This is a genomic window from Sphingobacterium faecale, assembly GCF_016746095.1.
In the GTDB taxonomy this organism is placed as follows: domain Bacteria; phylum Bacteroidota; class Bacteroidia; order Sphingobacteriales; family Sphingobacteriaceae; genus Sphingobacterium; species Sphingobacterium faecale.
This window is the reverse complement of the sequence record NZ_JAERTY010000013.1, coordinates 99,499-112,176: the sequence shown is the minus strand read 5'-3', so window position 1 is coordinate 112,176 and position 12,678 is coordinate 99,499. Positions and strand designations below refer to the sequence as shown.

The 12,678-nt window shown below is 44.9% G+C and carries 9 protein-coding genes; all 9 read right to left on the bottom strand.

Annotated elements, in window-relative coordinates:
• Position 1 precedes the first annotated feature (1 nt).
• Complete coding sequence (locus JKG61_RS20775) at positions 2-1,195, bottom strand: FecR family protein (RefSeq protein ID WP_202104931.1); 1,194 nt, start codon at positions 1,193-1,195, stop codon at positions 2-4.
• A gap of 96 nt (positions 1,196-1,291) precedes the next feature.
• Positions 1,292-1,891 (bottom strand): RNA polymerase sigma factor, encoded by a 600-nt coding sequence (locus JKG61_RS20770; RefSeq protein WP_202104930.1) that lies wholly within the window; start codon positions 1,889-1,891, stop codon positions 1,292-1,294.
• Positions 1,892-2,054: 163 nt separating this feature from the next.
• Positions 2,055-2,960, bottom strand: coding sequence for a sugar phosphate isomerase/epimerase family protein (locus JKG61_RS20765; RefSeq protein WP_202104929.1), 906 nt, complete (start codon positions 2,958-2,960; stop codon positions 2,055-2,057).
• Positions 2,961-2,965: 5 nt separating this feature from the next.
• Positions 2,966-4,291 (bottom strand): Gfo/Idh/MocA family protein, encoded by a 1,326-nt coding sequence (locus tag JKG61_RS20760; protein WP_202104928.1) that lies wholly within the window; start codon positions 4,289-4,291, stop codon positions 2,966-2,968.
• A 29-nt stretch (positions 4,292-4,320) separates the two neighbouring features.
• Positions 4,321-5,406 carry a metallophosphoesterase gene (locus tag JKG61_RS20755; RefSeq protein WP_202104927.1) on the bottom strand — a complete coding sequence of 362 codons (1,086 nt, stop codon included), beginning with the start codon at positions 5,404-5,406 and terminating at the stop codon, positions 4,321-4,323.
• A 37-nt stretch (positions 5,407-5,443) separates the two neighbouring features.
• Positions 5,444-6,622 (bottom strand): FISUMP domain-containing protein, encoded by a 1,179-nt coding sequence (locus tag JKG61_RS20750; protein WP_202104926.1) that lies wholly within the window; start codon positions 6,620-6,622, stop codon positions 5,444-5,446.
• Positions 6,623-6,624: 2 nt separating this feature from the next.
• On the bottom strand, positions 6,625-7,635 hold the full coding sequence (locus JKG61_RS20745; protein ID WP_202104925.1) for a DUF6528 family protein: 1,011 nt from the start codon (positions 7,633-7,635) through the stop codon (positions 6,625-6,627).
• A gap of 11 nt (positions 7,636-7,646) precedes the next feature.
• Entirely contained in the window at positions 7,647-9,230 is a 1,584-nt protein-coding gene (locus JKG61_RS20740; protein ID WP_202104924.1) for a RagB/SusD family nutrient uptake outer membrane protein, read from the bottom strand.
• A gap of 12 nt (positions 9,231-9,242) precedes the next feature.
• Positions 9,243-12,530: a TonB-dependent receptor gene (locus JKG61_RS20735; protein WP_202104923.1), complete on the bottom strand. Its 3,288-nt coding sequence runs from the start codon at positions 12,528-12,530 to the stop codon at positions 9,243-9,245.
• Positions 12,531-12,678: the final 148 nt, after the last annotated feature.

The following is a 12,678-nucleotide window of genomic DNA, read 5'->3' as shown; positions in this document are numbered from 1 at the left end:
ATTAGGATTGGTTTTCGTTATAAATAGTAAGTACACGGTTTTCGAAACGCAGGGATAGCCCTAATGATCGTAATATCATAAGAAAGCTCTTGAGACTGGTCGTTCTGTCGATGTCTCCAGATAAAACCAGCTGGGGCAACGTACCTTCATAGTGTACGTCAATATCATACCAACGGGCGATCTGCCGCATCGCATCTTTAAGTTCGACCCCTTCAAAATCAAAGCGTCCATCCTTCCATGCTCCTATCTGGCCTAAGCTCACCTGACTCAGTGCAAATTTCTGGTCGCCACGTCTTATGCTGGCCGCTGTTCCAGGGGATAATAAAACGGGGGATATATGTCCTTGCCCTTGGGCATGGGTTGCTTGGAGCTTTACGCTTCCTTCCAGTAGAGCAACCTTGTGCTGGGAATCGTCTTTATAAACGCTCATATTGAACTGCGTACCCAGCACTTGTACTTCAAGGGTACTATGCTTTACAAAAAAAGGACGTTTTTGATCATGCTGCACGTCAAAATAACCCTCTCCTTCTAAATACACGGATCTATCGCCTAGTGCAAATCGTGTAGGGTAACGTAGACTGCTGCCGGCATTAAGCCATACTTTTGTACCATCGCTCAATACCAACTGTACAATTTTACTGCCGCGGGGATTGGTCAGGGTATTGTAGGTTATAGGGTTTAATCCCTCTTCGGAAACGTCATAACGGACGCCTTCCGCCGTCCTCCGCAAATCACTACCGAGCGAAGGATCTATAGATAGACTGTCTAATATAACAGATCGACCATCGGCCAGCGTGATATAGGCTTGTTGATCCGATGGGGCTGTAATCTGCTCACCCCTCTGATAAACTACTTCATATGGGTCATTTAGGGCTGTGGATGTAAAAAACACTTTCCATACGGTCAAACCGGATAGGGCTAGGATAATACAAGCCGCGGCTATACGCCAAGAGAGAGAAGGTAAGCGTCTGGTAGTCCTTCCTAATATCTGATTTTCTATAGAACGTAGTCTATTGACAGACAGACTGGGTCCATTAGAATCTGGTTGTAGGAAGGAGGCATCAATGGCAGCTTGAAGTCGTAACTGATAGCTGGTCTCTTCTACATAGGTAAAGAATTCATCTATCTCCTCAACACTCAATTCGTCCGCTAAATAGGACTGTAATAGTAGCTCAAATCGGTCTTCTTGTCTCATACGTTTATAATCTTGAAGATCATTATATCCCCAATCTATACGTAAAGACAGTTAGAACAGACAGCCCTCATACTGAAGGTTGCATTTTTTTTAAAATTATTTTAGAATAGGGTAAGTGACGATATACAACAACAGGTATTCCATGCCGTGTTGCTTAAGTTCTTCACGGATATTGCCCAACGCTCTACTCATATGTATGCGTACAGTACCAGGAGAAATGCCAAGCTCTTCGGCAATCTCGGCATACGTCAAAAACTGTTCTTTGGCCAACTGGAATACCAAGCGCTGTTGCTGGGGCAATCGGTTGATAATCTCCTGCAAATAGGTAGCTAGGTGTTTTTCGCGAAGACGGTAATCTGTAGAATTCTCGTAAATAGGCTGTTCGGTAATCCACTGTTCTCTCATCGCCTTATCCTTAGCAAGCTTTTGAAGATAGTTGACCAAGTAATTGCGGCTCACGATAAACAACCAGTTTTTAAAACTGTCTAAATCAGCAAGGGTCTCCCGTTTCTGCCATACCTTCAAAAAAATATCCTGCAATACTTCTTCAGAAAGTGCGGTGGATTTTAGATAGCTGTAAACGACCTTAAAAACGGGATCCTGATAATGACGAAAAACTTTAACAAAAGCTACTTCATCCCCTAGAGCGATGCGCTGAAGTAGCTCTTTTTCGCCATTTATATCTTGCAGTATCATAAGTTAGTTTATAGGGTTATGCCGAAAGATAAGTATTTTTTATTAAACAGGAAAAAACACCGCTCAGATAGCAAGGGATACAACCTTTTTTCTAGTGGTATTAAAAAGCCCAATCCGTTAAGAATTGGGCTTTGTGATGGTGCACCTTCGACAAGTCCGTGTTTTACTTCATCACTTCATCTATCTGTAGGGCTATCTTCCGGAGATGGTGGCGATCGCCTCCCTTTACCTCGGCCGTAATCCAGCCTCCGCTATGCCCCACCTCGCGGAGCGACTGCATTACAGCAGGCCAATTGATGTCCCCTCTGCCGATCTCTACATCAAATCCTTTCCAGAGCCCCTCTTTGTTCATCTTCTCACGGCTGAACTCTTTGATATGAAGCTTGAAAATATGACTGCCCAGCGTCTGTATCCAGTGTTCGGGCCAGCCGTAACGAAGCACATTGCCTATATCAAAATACCAGCCGATAAGGGGATGGCCGATCTCCTCGACAAAGCGCTTGGCTTCCACCGGACTCAGGATAAAATTGTTCCACACATTTTCCAGGCCCACTTTTACACCGGTCTTTTCGACATACGGAATAAGCTGCCGGATCGAATCCTGGGCCGTACGGTAGGCCTGTTCATAAGATACCTTGTCGTTGACCACTCCCGGTACTACCAGTACCGTATCTCCGCCAAGCTGCCGTGTCTCCTCCAGTGAGCGGGCAATAGAATCTACGATAAACGATCTTTTGGTGGCATCCGGATCGGAAAGGGGTTTGGACCAGTGGTCCTTATTGACGGTGCTGGCTGTCTGTATGCCGGACTTCTCTTTTGCACGCAGGATCTCGTCAATACCGAAATCCAAAGGACTGTTGAACTCTACCCCATCGAAGCCCAGATCGCGGACAAGCATCAGCTTGTCCACAAGCGGAAGGTCTTCTTCTATCATCGCGTAACCGAGTGCCTTTTTAAGCACCAATGGTCCCGTACCTACGGTAGGAGCCGCTGTAAGAGCTGATAGCGGGGTAAGTGCAGCCCCGCCGAGCAGCAGGGAAGCACTTTTTATGAAATCTTTTCTTATCATAACTGTTATTTTAATATAGAAGAACCGGGAACTGCTACGGGGATATCATACTTCATATCCCAGGAAACATGGGCCGGAAAAAGAACCCTTTCCGAACGCAGCACATCGTCAAGTACCACGGTCTGCCCGCTGTAACCCGCATCGCGCCCTGCAAGGGCCATCAGGTTGGCTTTGACCATCCAGTCGCCATCGTAACGGGGACTGCCTTTGCGGATCGATGCAAAGAGCTCGTCATGCTCCTGCTGGTACATACCCCGGGAGGCCGTTTTTTTCTCGTATGACTTGTCGTCCGTAAACTTTGTATCATCGCTGTATTTCCAGGGGGTCTGTCCGGTAATGATATGCTCCCCCGTCCGGCAGTCGACCAGACAGCGCCCCCGGTCGCCGAACAGCTCTACCGCATAAGAAGGCGAGGTGCCGTTCTGCTGACGGCAGGAAAAATAGCTCTTGGTACCGTCACCATACTCGTACACCGCAGAAAAGTGGTCGTAGACATTACCAAAGCGGGCATCTGTTCGCTTCTGCCGGCCACCGCTGGCAGTCACACGCAACGGAAGGCGGTCGCCCAGCGCCCATTGCATCATGTCCATGCTGTGGATGGCCTGCTCGACGATATGATCGCCCGAAAGCCAGTTATAATAAAGCCAGTTGCGGAGCTGGTATTCAAAATCGGACCAGCCCGGTTCCCGCTCCTTATACCAGAGCTCCCCCGTATTATAGGTGGATTCTGCCGTCAGGATATTGCCGATCTGCCCATTGAGCACCTTGCCGAAGGTCTCACGCTTGGGCTGGTGGTAACGCCAGCAGAAACCCGCAACCAGAGCAAGCCCGGAAGCCTTGGCCTTCTGGGCTGCGGCAATGACACGGCGCAGACCGGGGCCGTCCACCGCAAAGGGCTTTTCACAGAAGATGTGCTTGCCCGCTGAAACCGCCGCCTCCAGATGTGCCGGACGGAATGCCGGAGGTGCCGCTAGGATAACCACGTCCACATCAGAACCGATGACCTTCTGATAGGCATCGAGCCCTACAAACCGGCTCCCGGAGGGCACCTGTACTTTTTTACCCATCTTTGTGCTAAGCGTCTGGAATGACGTGGAAAGGTGATCCTCAAAGGCATCGCCCATCGCGGTAAGCACCACGTTGGGGTCCGCATTGAGCGCTTCGACTGCTGCGGCTGTACCGCGCCCACCACAGCCGACCAGACCGACTCGCAGCGTGTTACTGTTGTTTGCAGACAGCAGATCCGCTCCTAGCACTGTATGTGAGGCCAAAACACCTCCTACTGCCGAAACTCCGGCATATTGTAAAAATTTTCTTCGTGTATAGCTCATAACGTTTTTATAATTAGTATCTAATAGGTTTATTTGGAATCGAATTGAAACTCAAACTCATTATACGATGCCCGCTCCCAAGCAAACTGCCGAGTCGTTGGAGAGATAGCAAAAAAGGGCGAAAAAGTTTTTACTTTGACGGTTCTTTTATCGGGCATAAACTCTAGCCATCGCAACCAGCCATCCCCACCATTGCCATGCCATCCGCCACCGAGAGCCTGTGCATTAAAAGTCATCTGATGTACAGTACGCCCTGCACTGTTTTTGTCGGTACGATAGCCCACGTGCCCTTCAAAATCATCTGGTTTTCCGATATGTCCTGAAAAGACCAGTTCAATATTACTGGATGGCTGTACTAGTTTTTCAAAAACAGCTCTTCCGTAATTACCGTTCTCTAGGGGGTAATTTTCCTTAACAATATGCTCACTCTTTGAGTTGAGATAAGAGTGCGTCAGTAGCACGACGCGATAATCCTTATACTTTTTATCTTCTATGATTTTCTTCGCCCATTCGATGGTTGCATCTCTAGGCGCAAACTCCAAGACCAGAAACAAAAAATCATCGTTGTAGGGACTACGGAAGGTATAAGCCGCATTCACTAAAGAGGGGTCGTTATCGGCATTAAATCCCGCTTCGCTGAGCAATCGCTGCGCCATAAAATTGCGATCTACGGGAAAAAAATCATCGTAGTAGGTCTTGCGGTTTTCAACACTTTTGATCCCATAATCATGATTTCCGGTGGCATTGAGATAAGGTACTTTAGCATCCAATCTTTCAAATGCCCGCGACACCGCCTTCCACTGCTGTGGACTAGCCTGATTGGCACGTTTGCCATCGGGACTGAGCCAATTGTTCTGCTCGACGAGATCGCCCGTACCGAGTACCATCTGTATATTCAAGGGCACAATCTGTTCGGCAACCCAGCCTGTCATCAACTCTAAGATACCGTGATTGCGCTCAAATTTCACATAGCTTTGCACATCAGGAATAAGAATCATCGACCAAGAGTCAGGATCGGTTAGTTTAGGAGGTCGATAACTATCTGTCTGCGCAAAAGAAAAGGTCACAAAAAGACAGACCTGTAAGAATAATGTTAGTTTTTTAATTGGGTTCATGGTTGATTATTTATTAGTTATTTCTAAATATAATAATTTAATAATTAGCAACGCATCTTATGCAGACAGAATGCCCCATCCCCAATAGGTTATTTGAAAAGTTGGCATTTGTATTCCCTATAGTAACCCGTAATGGACGGTTATCATTGGGCTCTCTCAAGACAGCCGCCAAATGCCATGAATATCCTTCGACATCTCCCCAAGCAGCTGTGGCAGACACCCAATATCCATTGGGAAGTATATTGAAACCGATATCGGTGCTCTGAGCGACAAAAGTAGGTAAGAGCCCCCAATTGCCTTGGGTGTAGGTAGTACCACCTAACCACAACCCGCCTTCACTTTGCGGACGGCTCCCCTTTAAATAGGGACCTATAACACCCCAGTCTCCTGCAACGATGCTTTTGTTCAGTCCTTCCTGACGAGACCAAGCTATGATATACCCTTCTTTAATCTGCTTGATCTGGTCTAAAGAATTACCAGGAACATTAAAATCTTCTTTTATGGCGACTAAAAGGTCATACCAATCATTAGCATTGGGAATGTGCCAGCCCTTTGGACAAATACCCTGTATCTGAATATTAGAAGCATTGGCATAAGTGCCATCGAGCACATAAGGCTTGCCTGCATCATCGGTACCACTACTACCCCACACATAGCCGTGATCCGAAGCTGTAGCATTAGGGATTCCTGTCACTGCTTCGTGCCAGGTATAATAACGACCAAAATCAGGGTATTTGGGGTGTGTTTTACCAAGTGAGCCGTCGTCTCCTGCTTCATTTAGATTATCTATCATCCAGGTCTTTGCCCCGTATCGTTTCGTACGGTAGCCATCCAGCGTGGGCGGGAGAGCAAGAATAGATATTTCTTGGTACAGCCACCGCGTATAGCTTTTTTGGGTACCCCTTTCGGCTGTAACGCCGATACTTTTGACCGGAACTATACCTTTATCTATATTGGAAATTACTTTTATACGATTGGTTCCCTGCCCACTCCGCAGATCGAGCATGTCGGGTATACTCCAAGAATATTTTACGCCTTCTTCATTGTCAGGAACAAACAATTCGAACTCCTCTCCGGCATCAACAGATAAGGATCCAGAAAGGGAAGTCGAAATAAAATCCGGTTGCTGTACAGCAGATTTTGTATCTTTTTTACATGATGAAAGTGCAGCCATCCACACGGTCACCAAGATGATATGTATAAGTTGTGTTTTCATCGTTATTTGCTTTGTCTATAGGGATGGTCACTGGGATAACTAAAGGAGTTTTCAATAAACCATCGGGCTTTATACATCCTGTATTTTTCTCTAAAAAAAACGCTACTACCTTTTATATTTGTCAACCGATTGGTCCAATAGTCATTTGTCGGCTTTATGACTAAAGTTCCAAAATCGGACGGCCCATTGGAAATTGATTTTATCATCGTCATGGAATATTCATTCTTGGAAAAGACCTGGGTATTAATATCAAAAATCCAAATTGCATTGGTAGTAGTCAGAAAGAGTTTATCCTGCCCATATACCGGGAACAGATCGTGAGGCTGCCCGTCCGGAACGGGATAAAAATCAGGGGTCTTAATGAGATCAGGATTATCAGGATCACTGTTATCATATCGATATGTATATAAATTCTGATCGTCGGTCGTCCATAAGATCTCCCGCTTTAGATCCCATACTGCATTGTGGCCAAAGGTCAGATTATACCGTTTGATCGGATTAGACACATAAGGCTTGTTGGCATCTACACGATATAAATTCAGGGCATTCCCACTACTTAAAGCAACAACTATGTTTCCGTCCGGCAATAATTCGGCCGAATGTGGCCCTCCACCGGCATTGGTGTAAAACATAAGTTTTTTGTCTGCTATCCTAACCAGACCTGCACCACCGCTAGACGCGGTAAACAGTACGTACTCTTTATTGTAAACCACCTTTGCTTCGTCCATCGCACGAAACCAGGCTGCTTCAGCTGTATTAAGATGATCTGTAGCTTTCCACTGCCACATAATCCCACCACTTAAAGAGTCCACAATGAGCACCTGATACTCACTCTCATCAGTAATCAGTATAGGTCTTTTGCTATCCTTTAACTCAGGAACGGGGTGATTATTTTCAGCGCTATTGCCGAATGGATCGGAAAAATCTAACAAGGGTAGTTTTTCCTCTTTACAGGCTCCTAAAAAAAGTGCTACCGTTATCAATACAGTATTAAAAACATCTTGTAATTTCATAGTCTTCTTTTCTAATTTCCCCATCCTGGGTTATTCGGTTTAAGGTTGGGGTTCAGTTCCATCTGTGTAGTAGGTACCGGCCACCAATAGTCTCGCGTTGCATCAAAAGATCGTGTTATGATAATGGTCCCATCGTGCTTCTGGATATTCCCTGGTAAGGCGGTTTCGGCCAGCTTCCAACGTCGGATGTCATTGTAATAAAATCCTTCGCCCGCAAATTCCACGCGTCTCTCATAGCGGATATGTTCACGCAAAACAGCAGGATCAACCCCTGGATATTCTAAGGCTGAAGTAGCTGTGAAGCCCGCTCTTCTACGGATTTCCTTTACCGTCATATTCCAGATATCCGGTGTCAACAAACCCTGCTCGTTCATAGCCTCGGCATACATCAGCAATATATCGGCATAACGTAATACCATATAATTGATCTCGGAACGGCCTTCTCCTATATTCTCCTCGCCCGAGGTGGCCGCAGCGTCGTATACACTATATTTTTTGAAGGTAAATCCTGTCTGTGGCGTCTTGAATTTTGTATTGTTGCCGTCTGGACGTACCACTTCTCCCATGAAGGTAGATCCGGGATATACAACTGTTGCTTTGAAACGAGGATCTAAATTCTCATATGCTGGAGAACTAACATAGATAGAACTACTACGCGGACGGCCATCAAGCATCCAATAACTGTCTACAAGTCCTTTGAGTGGAGCAGCTGTATTATACTGTCTCAATATGACATCAAAATTACTGCCCATCCCCGGCTCATTGATATACTGTACATCAAAGATACTTTCAGTACTATTCTCGGCCCCTACGGAAAATAGGTTGCGATAATTACTGTGTAAACTATAGACACCCAGATCGATAACCGCGCGAGCTGCCGAGGATGCCTTTGCCCATTTATCCGTAGCGCTATCAGTACTATTCAAAGGAGAAGCTTCAAACAGTAACAAACGGCTTTTGAGTGCCAGCACAGCTCCACGTGTAGGTCTTCCCATATCACTGCGTTGGCTATACCGCGTGGGCAGTATCGAAGCTATTTCATCTAGCTCTTCGAGGATAAACCCGACGACTTCCTGGTGCGGATTACGGGACAGATCTTTCTGCCCAAGTTCGGCTTCTACCTTTACCAAAGGAACGTCCTTATAATAGGTTATCAGAATCTGATAATAAAGTGCTCTTAAAAATCTTGCTTCTGCTTTCATTTGCGTAATCTCCGCTCCCGACAAGACCGTGTTACGGTCAATATTATCCAACAAGGCATTACAACGTCCTATGCCTCTATATGCAGAAATCCATCTTCCGTTGAAAATCCCCTGATCGGCCGTATGAGTACCCAATGAGATACTATTCCAACCTTGACTGTTATCATAATTGTACGCATTGGGGGTTGCTGTTTCCTCCCAAAGGGGGGCCGCACTCCCATATAAATATTGTTCGGTTAGCACGGCATAACAGCCTGTGAGCCCCGCCCTAGCTGTTTTTTCGCCCAACCAAAATGTATCTTGGTCGTACTTATCGGTAGGATAAACTGTTAGGTCACACGAATAAATGGTAATGACTGTGACCAATAGTGCAAATATTCTTAACTTAGACATGTCTGTTCTAGTTTAAAAGGTTAAATTTAAGCCCAGGCTATAACTCTTGAGATTTGGATACTCATTTAGATTTGCCAAAGTGGTAGTCATTTCGGGATCCATCATTTTAAACTTACTCAAAGTCCACAGATTCTGCCCGCTCAGGTAAACTCCCATTTTGCTCGCGCCCCACCTTTTAAGCCATTTTTCAGGCATATTGAAAGTCAATGATATATTCTTCATCCTCAGATAAGAAGCATCCTGTAACCAAAAAGTGGAATTAATAAAGTTTTCGCCCGCATCTGTCACTGTAGTGAGAAGCGGTAGTTTTGCATTCGGATTGTTAGGGGTCCATGAATCCCGAGCCCATTCGTACGTTACATTTGCCCCATTATTAAAAGGGAGAGCTACATTACCTCCTGGGTAGACATCTATGTTGGCCACCCCTTGAAACTGCGCGTCGAGCACAAAATTTTTATAGCCCAATCGGGTACCAAAACTATAGGTGTAATCTGGAATAGAACTACCTGTTATGATTTTATCTTCGTCGTCGATGTAATTATCATCAGTATGGTTTTTATATTTTATATATCCTGGTCTAAGCTTGGCACGCGTTCCATAAACGGCTTTAGCATTGTCGATTTCCTCTTGTGACTGGTAGTAACCATCGGCTTCATACAGATAGTAAGAATTGATCGGGTATCCTTCTTTAATGATGTACCTTCCGGATATGGACTGCTGTCCGGCAATATCGACAACTTTGTTTTTAACATAACTTACCGAACTATTCAATGCATAAGAAAAATCGCCCCGCTGATCATTAAAGTTGAGTCCAATCTCCCATCCTTTATTATCTACCTTACCTAAATTGACCGTAGGGCCGCTCAAACCTCCTATCTGCCCTGGAATCGATATCGCCCTCAGAATATCGTAGGTCCTTTTATAAAAATAATCGGCCGTAACAGACAGCTTACCTAATAGACTCATATCAAATCCGCCATTGTAGGATAGCGTAGACTCCCACCGGATATCCCTGTCGGTCAGAGCAGTAATAGCGGCTCCTCCAAAAACATCTCCACCAAAGGTATAATTGTAGGCATTACTGATATTTACGGTACTATTGTAGGCACCGATACTGACGGCCTGATTCCCAAGCTTGCCGATTGATGCACGAAGTTTTAACTGATCAATCTGAGGAACAGCGAAGAACTTCTCCTTGCTTAGGATCCAACCCACCGACATGGAGGGGAAAAAGGACCACTGATTGCCAGGGGCAAATCTGGAACTCCCATCGTACCGAACAGAACCTTCTACAATATATTTCTGTTTATAATCATAAGCCAATCTGGAGTAGACCGATGCCAACTTATCCAAAGAAGAACTACCAGTAGCCTGTGCATTAGTTTGATCCGAAAGTGCATTTAATTCACGTAGTGAATTGTCATAAAAACCCCAATTATAGGCTTGGAAACCTATAGCTTTATTCACTTGATAATCCTGCCCCAGCATCACGTGAAAATGATGATTTTCAAATTCCTGATCATAGACTAGTCGTTGCGAAAATGTAAACTGCTTTAAAAGGGAATCCCAATCTTTTACGCTCGGAACCGATGTGTTAAATGTCTTGGTGTAACCGGTTTTGGGATCTACATAATACATCTCTGGCACAAAATCTTTGGAGAAGTGATCGTTTCGACGATAACCAAGGGTATTGTGATATGTAATATTAAAAGGTAACTTGTATTCTAGGTTTATATTCGTCAGCGTTTCCTGATAATCGCGATAGGTCGCCCCTTGTTCGACCAACATCCTTGGATTTTCGAGGTTATTACGTCCTGGTGTATATAGCCAAGATCCACCGTAATAACCATTGCGGTGATAATCTGAAAAGATAGGAAGGCTTCGCATCAACGAATTGAGCAAGCTACCTATATTGGCATTAAACTCCCTAAGATTACCTAACATTCCTGCATTTATTTTCAAACGGGGGGTCGCTTGGACCGCAACTTTAATATCAAAAGAATACCGATTGGCATCATCATTAGCAATGAATACACCTTTCTGCTTCATATATCCACCACCTATAGTAAAATTATATATATCATTACCGCCAGTCGCACGTGCATTATGCTGCTGCATCCACCCATTTTCAAGTACAACATCAAACCAGTTAGTTGCAGGGTATACGGAAGGGTCTGTCAGCAGGCCTTCTCTATATTCATCAATCTGGTCCTGCGAGTAAGTTAATGCCATTTTGCCGGAATTAGCCTCGGCTCTATTCCGCATCTGCATGTACAGTATCGGATCATCGACGACATCAGGCAGATAGGTAGCCTGTTGCATACCTCCATGACTGCGTAACTCAATCTTGGTTTTACCGACTTTACCTTGCTTTGACGTAACTAAAATCACACCGTTGGAAGCTCTAGACCCATAAATAGCAGCTGAAGCATCTTTCAATACAGTTATTGTTTCGATATCCGCCGGATCGATCTCCCCCAAATTGTATTCGATTCCATCAAGCAGAACCAAAGGATTAGAGTTGCCCAGTGTATTTACTCCACGAATACGAATGGTCGTTCCATCCCGTCCCGGAGGTGCCCCGCCTTGATTGACATGAATTCCATTGGTGCCGTATAGTGCTTGAGAAGCATGGGTGATTGTTTGTTTCTCCTTGTCCGCCATCTGTATCGTGGATACGGCTCCATTTACCAATTCTTTCTTGACGGTACGGTAGCCAACGACTACCACTTCATCCAAATCGTCAACTTGTTCTTGTAAGACTACGTTTATAACGGATTGATTTCCTACCACGACCTCTTGACTATCATACCCCACAGAAGTAAAAACCAAGACCTTATGATCTTTATCAAGCGTTATCGAATAGGTTCCTTCCGAATCTGTCGACGTGCCGACCGGGCTACCTTTAACAGTCACGGTAGCTCCTGTAAGAACGTTGCCGGCGATACTCCTGACTTTGCCTGTTATTACCCGTCTTTGATTTTCTCTCTTCCCAGACTCTAGCTGTTGGGCCTCTATAGCCAACATACGCTTAGAGCGCTTGATCAAAACGGATTTATTATCCACCTCAAAATCTAGTCCCTGAGCGGCCAGCACCTGTGACAGCACCTTGCTGACATCGGTATTCTTGGTTCTGATTGTGATCGTATGCTGTCCATCAATCAGTGCACTGTTATATAGGAAGTCATAACCCGTCTGCTTCTGTATTTCGTCCAGTACGTCACTCAAAGAAGCATTTTTGAAATTAAGAGAGACTTTCTGCCCATACGTAGAGGCTTGTACATGGAGTAAAATTGCCATTATAAAAAACGCAACTATTTTCATGATTTTAATGCATTTGATCAAGCACTGTCGCAGTCTTATGCGATTATTAAAATAGATTTTATACATTTGGTAGTGTTTGGTTGATAATAGTTTACTTATTCACATCTGTTGATCTATATCACTA

Bases quoted from the DNA above. Each gene is read 5' to 3' on its own strand.
- JKG61_RS20750 (WP_202104926.1), bottom strand. From the start codon at position 6,622: ATGAAAACACAACTTATACATATCATCTTGGTGACCGTGTGGATGGCT.
- JKG61_RS20740 (WP_202104924.1), bottom strand. From the start codon at position 9,230: ATGTCTAAGTTAAGAATATTTGCACTATTGGTCACAGTCATTACCATT.
- JKG61_RS20735 (WP_202104923.1), bottom strand. From the start codon at position 12,530: ATGGCAATTTTACTCCATGTACAAGCCTCTACGTATGGGCAGAAAGTC.
- JKG61_RS20760 (WP_202104928.1), bottom strand. From the start codon at position 4,291: ATGAGCTATACACGAAGAAAATTTTTACAATATGCCGGAGTTTCGGCA.
- JKG61_RS20765 (WP_202104929.1), bottom strand. From the start codon at position 2,960: ATGATAAGAAAAGATTTCATAAAAAGTGCTTCCCTGCTGCTCGGCGGG.
- JKG61_RS20755 (WP_202104927.1), bottom strand. From the start codon at position 5,406: ATGAACCCAATTAAAAAACTAACATTATTCTTACAGGTCTGTCTTTTT.
- JKG61_RS20745 (WP_202104925.1), bottom strand. From the start codon at position 7,635: ATGAAATTACAAGATGTTTTTAATACTGTATTGATAACGGTAGCACTT.
- JKG61_RS20775 (WP_202104931.1), bottom strand. From the start codon at position 1,195: ATGAGACAAGAAGACCGATTTGAGCTACTATTACAGTCCTATTTAGCG.
- JKG61_RS20770 (WP_202104930.1), bottom strand. From the start codon at position 1,891: ATGATACTGCAAGATATAAATGGCGAAAAAGAGCTACTTCAGCGCATC.